This is a genomic window from Bordetella sp. H567 (assembly GCF_001704295.1).
Classification (GTDB): domain Bacteria; phylum Pseudomonadota; class Gammaproteobacteria; order Burkholderiales; family Burkholderiaceae_B; genus Bordetella_C.
Map to the genome: position 1 here is coordinate 2,342,610 of NZ_CP012334.1, position 16,381 is coordinate 2,358,990.

Here is a 16,381-nt window from a genome sequence, read left to right on the forward strand (position 1 = left end):
AGGATCACGTGGCGACAGCGACGACAGCGGTATCCGGGCAGGTCGAACGGCAGTTCGAGTTCCGCGAGGCGGACTTTTCCCGCGTGCGCCGCATGATTCATGAGCGGGCCGGCATTTCGCTGGGTACGCATAAGCGGGAAATGGTCTACAGCCGCCTGGCCAGGCGGCTGCGAACGCTGGGAGGCGCCGATTTTTCCAGCTACCTGGACCGGCTGGAAGCGTTCCCGGCGAATCCTGAGTGGGAAGAGTTCGTCAATGCGTTGACCACCAACCTGACGGCCTTCTTCCGCGAGGCCCACCATTTCCCCATCCTGGCCAAGTTCGCGGCCGAGCGGCCGCAGCCGGTATCGATCTGGTGCTGCGCGGCATCGACGGGCGAGGAGCCTTATTCCATCGCGATCACGCTGATGGAGGCGCTGGGCGCGCGCGCCGCCTCGGCCAGCGTACTGGCCACCGACATCGATACCAATGTGCTGCAGCGGGCCCGAGGCGCGGTCTATCCGTTCGAGCGCGTGGCCAAGATCGACGAAGCCCGGCTGAAGCGATTTTTCCTGAAAGGCAAGGGCGCGGCGGCAGGCCAGGTGCGGGTGCGGCCGGAAGTCGCCGGCATGGTCAGGTTCGATACCGTGAACCTGCTGGCGCCCGATTGGCCCATCCAGGAGAAGTTCGATGCCATCTTCTGCCGCAATGTGATGATCTACTTCGACAAGCCGACGCAGGCGCGCATCCTGGAGCGTTTCGCACCCTTGTTGAAGCCAGGCGGCTTGTTGTTCGCGGGCCATTCCGAGAACTTCAGCTATATCAGCCGCGATTTCCGCTTGCGCGGACAGACGGTCTACGAGTGCTTGGGGAAAGCGTAACGGCGCCCCGTCGGCGAATCACATGCAGAAAAAAATAACCGTTTTGTGCGTCGATGATTCGGCGCTGGTGCGCGGGCTGATGACGGAGATCATCAACAGCCAGCCCGATATGGAGGTGGTGGCGACCGCGCCCGATCCCCTGGTCGCGCGCGACCTGATCAAGAAGCACAATCCGGACGTGCTGACGCTGGACGTCGAAATGCCGCGCATGGACGGGCTGGACTTCCTGGAAAAGCTGATGCGCCTGCGCCCGATGCCGGTGCTGATGGTGTCGTCCCTGACCGAGCGCGGTTCGGAGATCACGCTGCGGGCCCTGGAACTAGGCGCGGTGGACTTCGTCACCAAGCCCAAGCTGGGCATACGCGACGGCCTGCTCGAATATACCGAGATCATCGCCGATAAACTGCGCGCCGCCGCGCGGGCCCGGCCCAAGGCGCTGCAGGCGGCGCCCGAAGCGCCCAGGCAGATGCTGCGCTCGCCCTTGTCCAGCTCGGAAAAGCTGGTGATCATCGGCGCCTCCACCGGCGGCACCGAGGCGATCCGCCACGTGCTGCAGCCGCTGCCCCCGGACAGCCCGGCAATCCTGATCACCCAGCACATGCCGGCGGGCTTCACGCGCTCGTTCGCGCAGCGGCTGGACGCGCTGTGCAGCCTGACGGTGCGCGAGGCCACTCACGGCGAACGCGTGCTGCCCGGGCACGTCTACCTGGCGCCCGGCGGCGAGCACCACATGCGGCTGGGCCGCAGCGGCGCCAACTACGTCGTGGATCTGGACCCGTCGGAACCGGTGAACCGCCACCGTCCTTCGGTGGACGTGCTTTTCCATTCGGTGGCGGTGGCGGCCGGCCGCAACGCGGTGGGTGTCATCCTGACCGGCATGGGCAAGGACGGCGCCGCGGGCTTGCTGGAGATGAAGCGGGCCGGCGCGCGCACGCTGGCGCAGGACGAGGCCACCTGCGTGGTATTCGGCATGCCGCGCGAGGCCATCGCGCTGGGCGCGGCCGACGAAGTGGTATCCCTGAACACAATGAGTGAACGCATCCTGGCCAATGCCGGCGATCGCGGACACCGCGTATGATGCCGGGCGACAAACGTCCCGGCGTGCAATTGAATTTTTTGGAGTCAATGAGATGGTTGACAAGAATTTGAAGATTTTGGTGGTTGACGATTTCCCGACCATGCGTCGCATCGTCCGCAACCTGCTCAAGGAATTGGGGTTCGAAAACGTGGACGAGGCCGAGGACGGCCAGATGGCCTTGGAGAAGCTGCGCACCGGCGGGTTCCAGTTCGTCGTGTCCGACTGGAACATGCCCAACCTGGACGGCTTGTCCATGCTGCAGCAGATCCGCGCCGATGCGAACCTGGCCAAGTTGCCGGTGCTGATGGTGACGGCCGAAGCCAAGAAGGAAAACATCGTCGCGGCCGCGCAGGCCGGCGCCAATGGGTATGTGGTCAAGCCCTTCACGGCGGCCACGCTGGAAGAAAAACTGACGAAGATCTTCGAGAAACTTGGCGGCTGAGGAAAGTCATGGAGACGACGCAGAGTCCGACGCAAGGCCCCAATGGCGATCCCGGCGAGCTGATCCACCGCATCGCGTCGCTGACGCGGATGCTGCGCGAAAGCATGCGGGAACTGGGCCTGGATCAGGCCATCAAGGACGCGGCGCAAGCCATTCCGGACGCGCGCGACCGCCTGCGTTACGTGGCGCAGATGACCGAACAGGCGGCGCACCGGGTGCTGAACGCCATCGACCAGACGCAGCCCATCCAGGACGATATGGCGAAGAGCGCCCAGGCGCTGGACACGCGCTGGCGTGACTGGTTCGACCAGCCGCTGGAACTGGCCGACGCCCGCGAACTGGTCAAGGACACCCGCGCCTTCCTGCAGCATGTGCCGAAGCAGACGCAGGCCACGCAGTCCAAGCTGCTCGAAATCATGATGGCGCAGGACTTCCAGGACCTGACCGGCCAGGTCATCATGAAAATGATGGACGTGGTCGGCGCGATCGAAAAGGAACTGCTGCAGGTCCTGATCGACAGCGTGCCCACCGAACGCCGCGAAGAAGCCAATACCCTGCTGAACGGCCCCCAGGTCAACCCCACCGGCAAGGCCGACGTGGTGACCAGCCAGGACCAGGTCGACGACCTCCTGGCCAGCCTGGGGTTTTAGACCCACCCCCCGAAGCGCTGCGCGCTTCCCCCCTCAAGGGGGGCGACGCTGGCGGACCGGCGGAGCCGGATCCGCGGCGTCCCGGGTTGGGCGGCACCGGCTTCATGCGACGGGGGGTGGGGGAAAGCCCACCCCCGAAGCGCTGCGCGCTTCCCCCCTCAAGGGGGCGACGCTGGCGGACAGGCGGAGCCGGATCCGCGGCGTCCCGGTCGGACCAGACCCGTTTCATGCGGCGTTTTGTGCGCGTGGCGATAGGGTGGGCTGATGCCTGCGTTGGGGATTTCGGCTGGCCCCAATTTCCTTGGAACGAAAAGCACCGCTTTCCCCGGGTTGATCGCGGATTCGCTTTTCGGCGCTTTTCCTAAAATTTCATCGCCGGCCTGTTTCATCCGCAAGGAGGCTCTCGAGAGAGCGCCCACAGGCCCGGCCGACGTCCGGATAAGCGTTCAGCATGGCCGAAGAAAGCGATCTCGAAAAAACCGAAGCCGCCTCACCACGGCGCCTGGAAAAGGCGCGCGAGGAGGGGCAGGTCCCCCGTTCCCGGGAGCTGAGCACCTTTCTGGTGCTGGCCACCGGCGTGGGTGTACTGTGGGGCGGCGGCGCTTACATCTACGATGCGCTGGACGGCATCATGCGGCACGCGCTGGGCTTCGACCCCAACCTGGCGCGTGACACCAGCATCATGCTGGCGACCGCCGCCGACGGCGGCTGGCATGGGCTGTTGACCGTGCTGCCCATCCTGGGGCTGCTGGCCGTGGCCGGGATATTCGCCGGCCTGTCGCTGGGCGGCCTGGTGTGGTCCGGCAAGCCGCTCGAGTTCAATTTCGGCAAGCTCGATCCCCTGGCCGGATTCGGCCGCCTGTTTTCGTGGCAGACGGTGGTCGAGCTGACCAAGGCCATCAGCAAGGCCCTGGTGGTGGGCAGCGTGGCGGCGGCCGCCATCTGGAGCTACCACGACGACATGATCGGCCTGATGCACGCCGCGCCGGCGGCGGCCCTGGCCACGATGCTGAACATCGCCGGCATGTGCTGCGCCTTCGTGGTCGGTTCGCTGCTGCTGATCGCGGCGATGGATGTGCCATGGCAGATCTTCAGCCATGGCAAGAAGCTGCGCATGAGCAAGGAAGACGTGCGCCAGGAATTCAAGGAAAGCGAAGGCGATCCCATGATCAAGGCGCGCATCCGGCAGATGCAGCGCCAGGCGGCGCGGCGCCGGATGATGGCCGAGGTGCCCAAGGCCGACGTGATCGTCACCAACCCGACGCATTATGCCGTGGCGCTGCGTTACAGCGACGGCGACATGGCGGCGCCCCGGGTGGTCGCCAAGGGCATGGGCGAGATCGCTGCCCGTATCCGTGAAGTGGCCCAGGAAAACCGCGTGCCGATGCTGGAAGCGCCGCCGCTGGCGCGCGCGCTGTATCGCCACGTCGACCTGGGCCAGGAAATCCCGGCCGCGCTGTATACCGCGGTCGCCGAGGTGCTTGCCTGGGTGTTCCAGCTGCGGTCCTGGCGGCCGGGCTGGGCGCAGCCGGTGCCGCCGACGAATCTGCCGGTGCCCGTGGGGATGGACCCGCAGGCGCCGGGCGCGGCCGTCCCGGCCGCTGAAGGAGCTTAAGGAATGGGCGCGTTGATCGCCATGTTCAAGAACAACGGTGGGGCGCAGGCGCGACTGCTCGCGGGCCCGCTGTTGATCGTATTGGTCCTGGGAATGATGATCCTGCCCTTGCCGGCATTCATCCTGGACCTGCTGTTCACGTTCAATATCTCGCTGGCGATCATGATCCTGCTGGTCGCCATGTTCACGCGCAAGCCGCTGGACTTCGCGGCCTTTCCGTCCGTGCTGTTGTTCGCCACGCTGCTGCGCTTGTCGCTGAACGTGGCGTCGACTCGCGTCGTCCTGCTGAACGGCCATACCGGCCCGGATGCGGCCGGCAAGGTGATCGAGGCCTTCGGCCACTTCCTGGTGGGCGGCAACTTCGCCATCGGCATCATCCTGTTCGTGATCCTGACGATCATCAACTTCATCGTCATCACCAAGGGCGCGGGCCGGATCGCCGAAGTGGGCGCGCGATTCACCCTGGACGCCATGCCCGGCAAGCAGATGGCGATCGACGCCGACCTGAACGCGGGCCTGATCCGCGAGGACGAGGCGCGCCGCCGCCGCAGCGAGGTCGCGCAGGAGGCCGATTTCTTCGGCTCCATGGACGGCGCAAGCAAGTTCGTGCGGGGCGACGCCGTCGCCGGCCTGCTGATCATGTCGATCAACGTCATCGGCGGGCTGATCGTCGGCGTGGCGCAGCACAGCCTGTCCATCGGCGATTCCGCGCGCGTGTACACGCTGCTGACCATCGGCGACGGCCTGGTGGCGCAGATCCCCGCGCTGGTCATTTCCACGGCGGCCGGCGTGGTCGTTTCGCGCGTGTCCAACGAGCAGGACATCGGCCAGCAGATGATCGGCCAGCTGTTCTCCAATCCCGCCGTGCTGTTTCTGACGGCGGCCATCATCGGCGTGATGGGGCTGATTCCCAACATGCCGCACGTCGCTTTCCTGGGGCTGGCGGCCCTGTTCGGCGCCGGCGGCTGGGCGCTGCACAAGAAGCAGACGCGCGAGGCCGCCGAAAAAACGCGTGGGCCTTCCCCGGCCCAGGAACAGGCCAAGATCGCGGCGGCCGAGGCCAGCTGGGAAGATGTTTCCATGGTGGACCAGCTGGGGCTGGAGGTGGGTTACCGCCTGATCCCGCTGGTCGATCATTCGCAGAACGGCGAGCTGCTGCATCGCGTGCGCAGCCTGCGCAAGAAGTTCGCGCAGGACGTCGGCTTCCTGCCGCCGGTGGTGCATATCCGGGACAATCTGGAACTGAAGCCCAACGATTACGTCATCCTGTTGTCCGGGGTGGAAGTCGGCCGCGGCGTGGCCATGCCCGGCCAGTGGCTGGCCATCGACCCGGGCGGCGTCACCATCAAACTGAAGGGCACGCCCACCACCGATCCGGCCTTCGGCCTGCCGGCCGTCTGGATCGATGCCTCGCTGCGCGACCAGGCCCAGGTGGCGGGCTATACCGTGGTGGATGCCAGCACCGTGGTCGCGACCCACCTGAACCACCTGATGCATCGCCACGGCTCGCAGCTGCTGGGCCGCCAGGAAGTCCAGCAGTTGCTGGACCGCATCGCCCGCGAAGCGCCCAAGCTGGTCGAGGACTTGGTGCCCAAGACCGTGCCGCTGACCATCCTGCAGAAGGTGCTGCAGGGCCTGCTGGCCGAGGAAGTCCCGATCCGCGACATGCGCTCCATCGTGGACACCATGTCCGAACACGCGCCGCGCCTGTCGGCGATGAATGCCACCGCCGGTGGCCAGCCGGACGTCGGCGAACTGATCGCGCTGGTGCGCCGCGCGCTGGGCCGCGCCATTACGCAGCAATGGTTCCCCGGCGAAGGCGAAGTGCGCGTCATCGGACTGGACGTCAAGCTGGAGCGCGTGCTTTCCCAGGCCATCGGCACCAGCGGCGTGCTGGAGCCAGGCCTGGCCGATACGCTGCTGCGCGAAGCGCGCGCGGCCGTCAGCCGCCAGGAAGCGCTGGGCAACGCGCCCGTCCTGGTGGTATCGCCGGTGTTGCGCCCGGCGCTGTCGCGCTTCCTGCGCCACCACGTTCCGCAACTGGGCGTGCTGGCCAATACCGAAATTCCGGATGAACGCATCGTGCGCGTCACGGCGCTGATCGGGGGTAACGCTTGAAGATCACCCGCTTTTTCGGTGCCACGCACCGCGAGGTCATGCGCGAAGTGCGCATGGCCCTGGGGCCGGACGCCCTGATCATTTCCAGCCGCAGCATCGAGGGCGGCGTCGAGGTCATGGCGACGGATCCGTCGGCCATCGACGATGAAGGCCGCATCGTATTCAAGGAGCCGGAAGCGGCCGTCGCCGGCGTGGCGGCGGCGACGGCAAAATCCTTCGATGCACCGGCCGCGCCGGCGAGGGCGTTCGATGCACCGGCGGCGCCGGCAAGAACCTTCGATGCACCGGCCGCGCCGGCAAGGACCGCCGGCATACCGGCTGCACCGGCAAGAATCGCCGACACGCGGGCATACGAGGCGCGTAGCGCCGGCCATCGCGCGGCGGAACCCGCCGCGGTCGAGGCCCGGGCCACCGCCATCCCGGCGGCCGAGCCCTCGCCGCGAGCCCCCGCCACGCCGGCGTATGTCGCCGATGACAGCACTTTCGCCCTGGTGGACGAGGAAAACGGCCAGTATCAGCCGGCCGGACCGGCCGCCGCCGACGCCAGCCAGATGGCCGAGGCGCTCAACGCCCTGCGCGGCGCGCTGGAAACGCGTATCGACGGCCTGATGTGGGGCAAGGGCCTGAGCCGCGAGCCCGTCGCCACCACGCTGTTCCGCACTCTCATGGAAGCCGGCTTCAGCGCCAACCTAATCCGCGCCATGCTGTCGCGCCTGCCGCCGCGCCTGTCGGTGGCGGCGGCCATGAACTGGGCGCGCAACGAACTGATCGATCATCTGCCAGTCGTCGGCAACGAAGACGAGCTTCTGGGCAACGGCGGCGTCTTCGCGCTGGTCGGCCCGACCGGCGTGGGCAAGACGACCACGCTGGCCAAGCTGGCCGCGCGCTGCGTGGCCCGCGTGGGGCGCGAACAGGTCGCCATGCTGACCACCGACAATTTCCGGATCGGCGCGCATGAACAGCTGCAGATCTACGGCCGCCTGATGGGCGTGCCGACCCGTTCGGTGCGGGACGTCGCGCAGCTGCGCGAAACGCTGGCCGAGCTGGGCTCGCGCAAGATCATCCTGATCGACACTACGGGTATCAGCCAGCGCGACCGGCATGTCGCCGAACAGGCCGCCATGCTGTGCGGCGCGGGCCGCCCGGTGCAGCGCCTGGTGGTCCTGAACGCGGCCAGCCAGGGCGATACGCTGGACGAAGTCGCGCATGCCTATCGCAACGGCGCCGACGAAGACGTGCGCGGCTGCATCATCACCAAGATCGACGAGGCGTCGCGCTATGCCGCGGCGCTGGACACGGCCATTCGCCATCGGCTGCCCATCCACTACGTATCGCGCGGACAGCGCGTGCCCGAGCACATGGACGTGCCGACGGCGGCCGAACTGGTGGATGGTGCGTTCGCCTGCCTGCGCCGGCCGGCGCTGTACACGCCCAGCGAGGCCGACCTGGCGGCGTTGTGGTCGGCGTCGCGCGACGAAGCCGGCGGGCTGCTGGGCATGGATCCCGTGCGCCGCCGCCAGTTGCTGGCCTCGGCCATGCTGCGGCCGCAGGGCACCACCCCGGAAACCGAGCAGGACATGGATGCCGCGCTGGCGTGGATCAACACCGATCCGGCCTGTGTCCAGGCGCGCGAGTTGTGGCGCGGCTTCGGCGGCGAGCGGCCGCTGGCCACCCAATCCCTGGTTCACATGCCGCTGGACATGGTCCGGGCCGAGTTCTCGGCAACCTGCAGCCGGCACCTGCTGGTGCTGCATGGGCAGGTGGCCATGAGCGGGCCCGGCATGCCGGGCGGGACGCTGATGTCCTCGCTGCTGATGAGCGATCGCGGCGCGGCGCTGGCCGCGCCCGTGCAGCAGCTGGCGCTGCAGCACGGCACGGTCTCGAGTATCGCCGCCGGCGGCGCCACCCATGCCAACGTGGCGGACGCCCTGGCGGCGCGTGCCGCGTGGTTGCAGGCGGCGCTCAAGCCGGTGCCGGTGATACACCTGATCGCGGCGGGCACCGCCGCGCTTTGGCAATCGCTTTCCGCGCAGGGCATGGACTGGATGTCCCGTTCCACCGGTGCGCTGCGGGTGGTGCAGGACGAAACGCCGACGACCCTGCAGGCCATCGGCAAGACGCTGGGCTATGTGCCGGTGGGCGAGGCGGGCGACATGGTGGGCCTGACCCACATTGCCGGCGACGCCGCCGTGCCGCTGCGCCTGTGGGCCGCCGGCACGGAAGTCACGCTGGCGGGACGCGGCGCCGACGCGACGCCGGTGAGGCTGGTCTGCGCCAAGCTGATCGATCCGTCCGGCAAGGTGATCCAGCAAGTCTATGGGTTGACCAATGTCGGCGTGGCGCAGGCGGATGCGGCGACGGTCGCGCGCTGGCTGGTCCTGCACGATCACGCCAAGACCACGTTCCGCTATATGTCGCATGCCTGGCAGCCCTTGTCCGGCAGCGCGGTGGGGGACGATTCCACCCTGCGGCAGGTGCTGATGGCGGGCCAGTTGGGCGCCGCATGCTGGCAGCTGGCGCATGCGCCGTCGGCCTCCGTCATGCGGCGGCTGCTGCAAAGCCTGATGGGGCCGGAGCGCAAGCTGCCGGCTCGCCTGGTGCCGCCGGCACTGCTGCGATTCCTGGCGATGGTCGAGATGGCGGGCGAGGGCGGGGCGGCTTAGTACCAACCGGTCCCTCGCTTTCTTCTTGATGGCTCGATAGTCCGGCGGCTTTGAACAGGCCTTGGTGGAGCCGTCCAGATCGTCCCATTCCTGCCTTGGCCTCGGGCAAGAAAAAAAGCTTCTACGCCACGCTTAGACGCCGTCGATGCCGACTTCGACGGCTTGGTCGACCGCCTTCAGTCGCGACAGTACCAGCATCCCAATTGACAGCCCTTGAGGGGCAAGCGCGCAGCGCTTCGGCGGTGGGTTTCATTCAGACGTCAATCCCACGCAAAGCCCGCGTCGTATGAAACAGGTGCCGCCCGACCGGGGACGCAGCGGATCCGGCTCCGCCGGTCCGCCAGCGTCGCCCCCTTGAGGGGGAAGCGCGTAGCGCTTCGGGGGTGGACCTTTCAAGTAGCGATGATGGTTTTGCCCGTGTTTCCCTGGCGCGACCGTCCGTTGGCCTCGTACAGGCTGGAGCGCTTGGTCAGGGACTGCAGCGCATCCAGTGCTTCCTCGGTATAGCGCAGGTGCATGTCGATCAGCGCACCGTTGCGGTCGTTGATGCCGGCCGCGGCCGCGCAACGGTCCAGCAGCTGGCGCCAGATCGCCGCGATATCCGGGTAGCGTTCGGCGGCTTCCGTGGTGCCCGGGTGCCCCGGCCCGAAACCCAGTTCGGCCAGCAGGGCGTCGCGGCGGGCGCTCAGCTCATGCAGGCGTACGGCGATGCCGTTCTTCGACTCCGTGATGGCGTTCAGGGCGTTGAAAGACTGGCGCTCCGTCAGCGCGACGGTTTCGGAGCCCAGCAACTCGGTGAATTCGACGACCAACGCATCTTCTTCCAGCAAACATTCGTGCAGTTTTTCCGTGGCGTTCATGGCGGTCAAGAGAGGGTGTGTCGAAAAAAGGCGGTTACTTCAGCAGTTCCTTGGCGCTGGCGATCAGGCCATCGGCGATCTTGCTGGGGTCGATCTTGAGCTGCCCCGCCGCGATGGCGTCGCGGATAGCCTGTACCTTGGCGGTGTCGATATCTTCGGATCCGCTTTGCAGGTCCACCAGCTTGCGGGACATCGGGCTCAGGTCCACCTGGGCGCTGCTCGACCCACCGCTGGCCACGCCGCCATAGGCTTGGCCGAGCGCGGCGCGCGTATTGCCGGCGTCTACGGTGGTCGGTGATGGCCGGGTGGTCGAGGAATTGATCTTCACGGTCGAAATCCCGCGGAGCGGGCTCCTGGGTGCACAGGCCGAAGCGCCTGCCTATGTCCCTGTAACGGCAGCTTCGTCCGGAACTTTAGGGAAGCCTTGGCCGCGATGGCGAGGCCGGAAACTGGCCGCAAAGCGTCATCACCGGTCAATTGTGTGCATTCGTTCAGCATTTTGTCATCAACGCCGCTGTTACAGCGGCACTTCGACGTTGCCCTGCGGCTGCAGGATCCCGCTGACGATCTGGCCGGACGCGGTCTTCACTTCCACCGTCGACCCCGGGGTGGCGTTCTGCATGACCTGGCCTTCGCTGCTGACCACGAAACCCGCGCCGCGCGCCGTGATGCGCACCATCTGGCCGCGCTGCACCGAGCCGGCGCTGCGCAGATTGGTCGCGCGGATGGGTTGCCCCATCCCGACGCGGTAGCCCACCGTCATGCCGATCACGCTTTGCGGATCGATGATCGCGCCCGGGGGCAGGTTGATCAGGTCGCCGTCGCGCGGCGCCAGGTCTTCCTGCCGCAGCGTTTCGCCGGCATTGATCGGTCGCGCCGCCACGTAGTACTGGCCGGGCAGGCTGACGGTGGCTTGCACGTAGACGTTCCAGGCCTTGGGCGCCGTGCACCGCACCCCCACGCTCATGCGCGCGCGCGGCCGCATGGGGCCGGTGGTGTAGGCGGTCAGCGCATCGCAGGCGGGCAGCCGGTCGGTGCGCACTTCATCGATCTGGATATTGGGCTGGGCCGGCAGGGACGACAGCTGCTGCACCAGGTAATCCTGGGCGACGTGCTGGACGGCGGCCGGATCCTGCGTGCGCTCGCCGGCCTGCGCCTGGGCGAGGGCCGCGCCGGGCAGGGCGCCCTGGGCGGCAAGCGCCAGGGCCAGGAACAGAAGGCGTCGGGTCATTAGGGTATCCCGCGGCGGACCGGAAAACATGATGGAAGGAATTGTAGAAGCGCGGCGGCGGAATCAATACCCGAATTGGCGGACGAATAGTCGGTTATTTGGATGATTGTGGGCGGCTTCCCGCACCTATGATTCCTTCCGTGCCGAAAGGTCTCCCCGCGCAGCGCCGTTCCGGAAAAGGGCGGGCGCTTTTCGCCTTGGGGTGGCCTGGACGCGTGGGCCCGGCATCCGCCGGGACGGATGGCAGCATGGCCGCCGCACGATTAGGGATGCGACCCGGATGATAGACCGCCTCAGCCAGGATCTAGGCTTTTTCCAGCAATCGCTGGATTTGCGCGCACAGCGCCAGGAAGTCCTGTCGGCCAACATCGCCAACGCCGACACGCCGAGCTACAAGGCGCGCGACTTCGATTTTCGTTCCGCCCTGGAAGGCGCGATGGGCGCGGGCCTGAACCTGCCGCCGGTGAACCTGGCGCTGACCTCGTCGCGCCATATTCCCGCGCAGGGGCCCAGCCAGCCCACCGTGGACCTGCTCTACCGCAATCCCTACCAGGCCACCCTGGACGGCAACACGGTCGATATGGACGGCGAGCGCGTGCGTTTTGCCGACAACACGCTGCATTACCAGAGTACCTCCACCGTCCTGACCGCCAAGATCAAGGACATGCTGTTGGCCATTTCCCAATAACACCGACACGGGATAGACCATGGGTTTGTTGAGCATTTTCGATATCGCGGGGTCGGCGCTGACGGCGCAGTCGCAGCGCATGAACGTGGCGGCCAGCAACCTGGCGAACGCGGACAGCGCTGTCGGGCCGGACGGCCAGCCCTATCGGGCGCGCCAGGTGGTGTTCCAGGTGAACCCCTCCCAGGGGCAGACGGCTGGCGCGGAAATCGGTGGCGTGCGCGTGGCCGGCATCGTGCAGGACAACGCGCCCATGAAGCGCCTGTTCGACCCCACCAATCCGCTGGCCGACAAGCAGGGCTACGTGACCATGCCCAATGTCGATCCGGTGGCGGAGACGGTCAACATGATTTCGGCATCGCGCTCGTACCAGGCCAATATCGAAGTGCTGAATACCGCCAAGACCCTGATGCTGAAGACGCTGACGATCGGCGAATAGGCCTCGCACGCGGCGTCCATGGACAAACACCGGAGTTACGCATGACCACCACCAGCACCGTCAACAACAACACCCCCACCGGCGCGGCCGCCGGGGCGGCTTCCTCGGGCAGCGCGTCCAGCGCGCAATCGCTGCAGGACCAGTTCCTGACGCTGCTGGTCGCGCAGATGAACAACCAGGATCCGCTCAATCCGATGGACAACTATCAGTTGACCTCGCAATTGGCGCAGATCTCCACGGTGCAGGGCGTCCAGGACCTGAAGTCGGTCATGCAGACCATCAGCAGCCAGGTTGACCTGGGCCAGTCCATGGACGCGGTGTCCATGATCGGCAAGCACGTGCTGTTCCCCGGCAATTCCCTGAAGGTGGACACCGATGCCGCCACCGGCACGCGTGTCATGACGCCGGTCGGCGTGGACGTGCAGGCCGATGCCCATGACGTGGTCGTCAAGATCAGCGACAGCACGGGCCGCGTGGTGCGCACCATGGACCTGGGCGCGCAGGATGCCGGCATCGTGGCGCCCAACTGGGACGGCAAGGACGACAGCGGCAACACCATGCCGGACGGCAAGTACACCTTCACCGTGGCGGCGACCGACCAGAACGGCAACGCCGTGGCGGCCGACGCGTTGACCTACGGCCAGGTGGGCGGGGTTTCGTATTCGACGCAGGGCGTGCGGCTGGACCTGGGCCTGGCCGGCCAGGTGAGCATGCTCGACGTACGCAAGGTGTTGGGCTCCTGATAGACACGCGGCGGCCTGGCGGCCGCTTAGGGCCGGTCTTCCGGCTTCCATCAACATTCTGAACAAGCGAGAGAACGCATGGGTTTCGGACAAGGACTTAGCGGCTTGGATGCCGCGTCGCAGAATCTGGACGTGATCGGCAACAACATCGCCAACGCGAACACCGTGGGCTTCAAGTCCGCGACGGCCACCTTCGCGGACATCTACGCCACGTCGCGGGTCGGCCTGGGCGTGAAGGTCGCTTCCATCGACCAACGCTTCACCGTGGGCAACGTAACGTCCACCGGCGGGCAGTACGACCTGGCCATCGACGGCTCGAACGGCTTCTTCCGCCTGGTCGACGCCAGCGGCTCGATCTCGTACACGCGCAACGGCCAGTTCGGCATCGACAAGAACAACAACATCGTCAATGCGGCAGGACAACAGCTGACCGGCTATGGCCCCGGCGGCGTGGGTACCGCGCCCGTGCCGCTCACGCTGCCCACGGCGAACATCGCGCCGGCCGCGACGACGCGCTCGGGCTTTACGACCAACCTGAACGCCAACGCCGCCGTGATCCCCGCCACGACCGCCTTCGACCCGGCGAACACAGCGACGTATACGGATTCGCAGCCGATGACGGTGTACGACTCGCTGGGCAATTCGCACCAGTTGACGACGTACTTCGCCAAGCGCGCCGGTACGGGTGGGCCGCCGGCGACCACCAGCGTCTACGACGTGTATTACACACTGGACGGCTCGGCCATGAGCCCCACCACGCCACCTGACCCGGCCGCCGTACCTCCGGTGCCCTGGGGCGGCGCGACGCAGATGACCTTCGATACGTCGGGACGCCTGACCAGTGCGCCGACGGTGAACCTTTCCTTCCCGACCCCTGGCGGTACGGGCTCGCCCGCTGCGCCGCTGGCCATCGCCATGGACTACACCGGCTCTACGCAGTTCGGCGGTGACTTCTCGGCGGACTTCACGCCGGACGGCAACACCACCGGCGAGTTCACCAATATCACCTTCGGCAAGGACGGCAGCATCGTCGCCAACTACACCAACGGCAAGACGCAGACCGTCGGTACCGTGGCCCTGGCCAACTTCAACAACGTGAACGGCCTGCAGCCCATCGGCGACAACAACTGGAGCGAGACGTCCGAATCCGGCCAGGCCGTGCTGGGCCAGCCGGGCACCAATGGCCTGGCGAACCTGCAGGGTCAGGCGGTGGAGGCATCCAACGTCAACCTCAGCACGGAACTGGTCAACATGATCGTGGCGCAGCGTACCTACCAGGCGAACACGAACACGATCAAGACCCAGGACCAGGTGCTGCAATCGCTGCTGGCCATCCAGTAAACGCGACGGTAACCGAAGCCCAGGCAGGATAAGGAACGCATGGACCGAGTCATTTACACCGCCATGAACGGCGCTGTCCGCATCAACGAACAGCAGTCCGTCCTGACCAACAACATGGCGAACGTCAACACGCCGGGTTTCCGGGCGCAGATGTCGATGTACCGCTCGGTCCCCGTCAACGACGGGATCAGCCTGCCGACCCGGGTTTCGACCGTCGCGGCCACCCCGCGCAACGATTTCACGCCCGGCGTGATGGACGCGACCGGCCGCGACCTGGACATCGCCGTGACCGGCGACGGCTGGATCGCGGTGCAGACGCCGCAAGGCGAAGCCTATACCCGCGCGGGCGACCTGCAGGTCGGCGTCAACGGCCTGCTGCAGACCGCCCAGGGCATGCCGGTGCTGTCCAACCAGAACGGCCCCATCGATGTGCCGCCCAACGCGACGCTGACCATCGCCACGGACGGCACCATCACCGCCATCGGTGCCGGCGATCCGCCCAACACCATCCTCAACCTGGGCACGATCAAGCTGGTCAGCCCGCCGTTGGCCTCGCTGGTGCATGGCGATGACGGCGTGTTCCGCCGCGTGGCGGCCAACGGCCAGCCCGCGCCGGCCATGCCCGCCGATCCCACGCTGCGCGTCATGCCCGGCGTGCTGGAGGGCAGCAATGCCAATGCCGCTTCGTCCATGGTCGGCATGATCGAGAATTCGCGCCGCTTCGAAATGCAGATGCAGGTCATCCGCGACGCGCAGACGAACGAAGACAAGGCCAACTCCTTGCTTTCGCTGAGTTGATTTCCCCAGTACGTATTTATCGTGACGCGGCCGCGCCGCGCACCCAGGAGCCTTAAACACCATGCTACGTTCGCTCTGGATCGCCAAGACCGGCCTGGAAGGGCAGCAGACTTCGCTGGACGTGATTTCCAACAACCTGGCCAACGTCAACACCAACGGCTTCAAGCGCGGCCGCGCCGTGTTCCAGGACCTGATGTACCAGACCCTGCGCCAGCCCGGTGCCCAGGTGGGCGACGCCAACCAGCTGCCCTCCGGCCTGCAGCTGGGCACGGGTACGCGCGTGGCGGCCACGGAGCGCCTGCATACGGAAGGGAACCTGACGAACACCAGCGACCCCATGGACATCGCCATCCAGGGGCAGGGCTTCCTGAACGTCCAGCTGCCCGACGGCACCGACGCCTATACGCGCGACGGCGCCCTGCAGGTGGACCAGAACGGCCAGCTGACGACGGCCGGCGGCCTGGTGATCCAGCCGCCCATCAATGTCCCCAACAACGCGCTGTCGCTGACCATCGGCAAGGACGGCACCGTCTCGGTCACTCAGCCGGCCGCGCCGGGCACCAATGTGCAGATCGGCCAATTGCAGCTGGCCAATTTCATCAATCCCAACGGCCTGCAGTCCGTTGGCGATAACCTGTACCTGGAAACGGATGCCTCCGGCGCGCCCAACATCGGGCAGCCGACGGTCGACGGCCTGGGCAGCATCCTGCAGCAGTACGTCGAAACATCGAACGTGAACGTCGCCGAGGAGCTGGTGAACATGATCACCACCCAACGCGCCTACGAAATGAACAGCAAGGCGGTCGAGACATCCGACCAGATGCTCGCCCGCCTGACCCAGCTTTGATGAGGCATTCC

General features: G+C 66.7%; 16 protein-coding genes. 13 read left to right on the forward strand and 3 right to left on the reverse strand.

Annotation, left to right across the window (positions count from 1 at the left end):
* The first annotated feature begins 8 nt into the window (after positions 1 to 8).
* The 7 genes from AKI39_RS10500 to flhF all read left to right on the forward strand — a co-directional run bounded on the left by AKI39_RS10500 (position 9) and on the right by flhF (position 9,426).
* Complete coding sequence (locus AKI39_RS10500; protein WP_066635308.1) at positions 9 to 860, forward strand: CheR family methyltransferase; 852 nt, start codon at positions 9 to 11, stop codon at positions 858 to 860.
* Positions 861 to 882: 22 nt separating this feature from the next.
* Positions 883 to 1,938: a protein-glutamate methylesterase/protein-glutamine glutaminase gene (locus AKI39_RS10505; RefSeq protein WP_066635321.1), complete on the forward strand. Its 1,056-nt coding sequence runs from the start codon at positions 883 to 885 to the stop codon at positions 1,936 to 1,938.
* 52 nt (positions 1,939 to 1,990) lie between these two features.
* The gene (cheY, locus tag AKI39_RS10510) at positions 1,991 to 2,380 is read left to right on the forward strand and encodes a chemotaxis response regulator CheY (protein ID WP_066635323.1); all 390 of its coding nucleotides are present in this window, start codon (positions 1,991 to 1,993) and stop codon (positions 2,378 to 2,380) included.
* Between the two features lie 8 nt (positions 2,381 to 2,388).
* Positions 2,389 to 3,030 carry a protein phosphatase CheZ gene (gene cheZ, locus AKI39_RS10515; protein ID WP_066635326.1) on the forward strand — a complete coding sequence of 214 codons (642 nt, stop codon included), beginning with the start codon at positions 2,389 to 2,391 and terminating at the stop codon, positions 3,028 to 3,030.
* Between the two features lie 451 nt (positions 3,031 to 3,481).
* A complete protein-coding gene (flhB, locus tag AKI39_RS10520; RefSeq protein WP_066635329.1) occupies positions 3,482 to 4,645 on the forward strand; it encodes a flagellar biosynthesis protein FlhB in 1,164 nt (387 codons plus the stop codon).
* Between the two features lie 3 nt (positions 4,646 to 4,648).
* Positions 4,649 to 6,763, forward strand: a complete 2,115-nt coding sequence (gene flhA / locus AKI39_RS10525; protein WP_066635332.1) for a flagellar biosynthesis protein FlhA — start codon at positions 4,649 to 4,651, stop codon at positions 6,761 to 6,763.
* On the forward strand, positions 6,760 to 9,426 hold the full coding sequence (flhF, locus tag AKI39_RS10530) for a flagellar biosynthesis protein FlhF (protein WP_066635334.1): 2,667 nt from the start codon (positions 6,760 to 6,762) through the stop codon (positions 9,424 to 9,426). The genes flhA and flhF overlap by 4 nt, the downstream gene beginning before the upstream one ends.
* A gap of 392 nt (positions 9,427 to 9,818) precedes the next feature.
* On the opposite strand, the gene AKI39_RS10535 is transcribed toward flhF, so the two are convergent.
* The 3 genes from AKI39_RS10535 to flgA form a co-directional block, all read right to left on the reverse strand.
* A complete protein-coding gene (locus AKI39_RS10535; RefSeq protein WP_066635337.1) occupies positions 9,819 to 10,286 on the reverse strand; it encodes a flagella synthesis protein FlgN in 468 nt (155 codons plus the stop codon).
* A 34-nt stretch (positions 10,287 to 10,320) separates the two neighbouring features.
* Complete coding sequence (flgM, locus tag AKI39_RS10540) at positions 10,321 to 10,614, reverse strand: flagellar biosynthesis anti-sigma factor FlgM (protein ID WP_066635340.1); 294 nt, start codon at positions 10,612 to 10,614, stop codon at positions 10,321 to 10,323.
* Positions 10,615 to 10,803: 189 nt separating this feature from the next.
* Positions 10,804 to 11,517, reverse strand: coding sequence for a flagellar basal body P-ring formation chaperone FlgA (gene flgA, locus AKI39_RS10545; RefSeq protein ID WP_066635343.1), 714 nt, complete (start codon positions 11,515 to 11,517; stop codon positions 10,804 to 10,806).
* Positions 11,518 to 11,797: 280 nt separating this feature from the next.
* Here flgA and flgB point away from each other — a divergent pair, with 280 nt between their 5' ends.
* The 6 genes from flgB to flgG all read left to right on the forward strand — a co-directional run bounded on the left by flgB (position 11,798) and on the right by flgG (position 16,370).
* The gene (gene flgB / locus AKI39_RS10550) at positions 11,798 to 12,205 is read left to right on the forward strand and encodes a flagellar basal body rod protein FlgB (RefSeq protein WP_066635350.1); all 408 of its coding nucleotides are present in this window, start codon (positions 11,798 to 11,800) and stop codon (positions 12,203 to 12,205) included.
* Between the two features lie 19 nt (positions 12,206 to 12,224).
* Positions 12,225 to 12,641 carry a flagellar basal body rod protein FlgC gene (gene flgC / locus AKI39_RS10555; RefSeq protein WP_066635352.1) on the forward strand — a complete coding sequence of 139 codons (417 nt, stop codon included), beginning with the start codon at positions 12,225 to 12,227 and terminating at the stop codon, positions 12,639 to 12,641.
* Positions 12,642 to 12,682: 41 nt separating this feature from the next.
* The gene (locus tag AKI39_RS10560; protein ID WP_066635355.1) at positions 12,683 to 13,384 is read left to right on the forward strand and encodes a flagellar hook capping FlgD N-terminal domain-containing protein; all 702 of its coding nucleotides are present in this window, start codon (positions 12,683 to 12,685) and stop codon (positions 13,382 to 13,384) included.
* Positions 13,385 to 13,462: 78 nt separating this feature from the next.
* Positions 13,463 to 14,725, forward strand: coding sequence for a flagellar hook protein FlgE (gene flgE / locus AKI39_RS10565; protein ID WP_066635358.1), 1,263 nt, complete (start codon positions 13,463 to 13,465; stop codon positions 14,723 to 14,725).
* Between the two features lie 39 nt (positions 14,726 to 14,764).
* Complete coding sequence (locus AKI39_RS10570) at positions 14,765 to 15,523, forward strand: flagellar basal body rod protein FlgF (protein ID WP_066635361.1); 759 nt, start codon at positions 14,765 to 14,767, stop codon at positions 15,521 to 15,523.
* Between the two features lie 61 nt (positions 15,524 to 15,584).
* The gene (gene flgG / locus AKI39_RS10575; protein WP_066635363.1) at positions 15,585 to 16,370 is read left to right on the forward strand and encodes a flagellar basal-body rod protein FlgG; all 786 of its coding nucleotides are present in this window, start codon (positions 15,585 to 15,587) and stop codon (positions 16,368 to 16,370) included.
* The last annotated feature ends 11 nt before the right edge of the window (positions 16,371 to 16,381 follow it).

Coding starts and splice junctions, on each gene's coding strand:
- AKI39_RS10505 (WP_066635321.1), top strand. CDS start 883: ATGCAGAAAAAAATAACCGTTTTGTGCGTCGATGATTCGGCGCTGGTG.
- cheZ (WP_066635326.1), top strand. CDS start 2,389: ATGGAGACGACGCAGAGTCCGACGCAAGGCCCCAATGGCGATCCCGGC.
- AKI39_RS10535 (WP_066635337.1), bottom strand. CDS start 10,286: ATGAACGCCACGGAAAAACTGCACGAATGTTTGCTGGAAGAAGATGCG.
- flgA (WP_066635343.1), bottom strand. CDS start 11,517: ATGACCCGACGCCTTCTGTTCCTGGCCCTGGCGCTTGCCGCCCAGGGC.
- AKI39_RS10560 (WP_066635355.1), top strand. CDS start 12,683: ATGACCACCACCAGCACCGTCAACAACAACACCCCCACCGGCGCGGCC.
- flhA (WP_066635332.1), top strand. CDS start 4,649: ATGGGCGCGTTGATCGCCATGTTCAAGAACAACGGTGGGGCGCAGGCG.
- flhB (WP_066635329.1), top strand. CDS start 3,482: ATGGCCGAAGAAAGCGATCTCGAAAAAACCGAAGCCGCCTCACCACGG.
- AKI39_RS10570 (WP_066635361.1), top strand. CDS start 14,765: ATGGACCGAGTCATTTACACCGCCATGAACGGCGCTGTCCGCATCAAC.
- cheY (WP_066635323.1), top strand. CDS start 1,991: ATGGTTGACAAGAATTTGAAGATTTTGGTGGTTGACGATTTCCCGACC.
- flgE (WP_066635358.1), top strand. CDS start 13,463: ATGGGTTTCGGACAAGGACTTAGCGGCTTGGATGCCGCGTCGCAGAAT.
- flgC (WP_066635352.1), top strand. CDS start 12,225: ATGGGTTTGTTGAGCATTTTCGATATCGCGGGGTCGGCGCTGACGGCG.
- flgG (WP_066635363.1), top strand. CDS start 15,585: ATGCTACGTTCGCTCTGGATCGCCAAGACCGGCCTGGAAGGGCAGCAG.
- flgB (WP_066635350.1), top strand. CDS start 11,798: ATGATAGACCGCCTCAGCCAGGATCTAGGCTTTTTCCAGCAATCGCTG.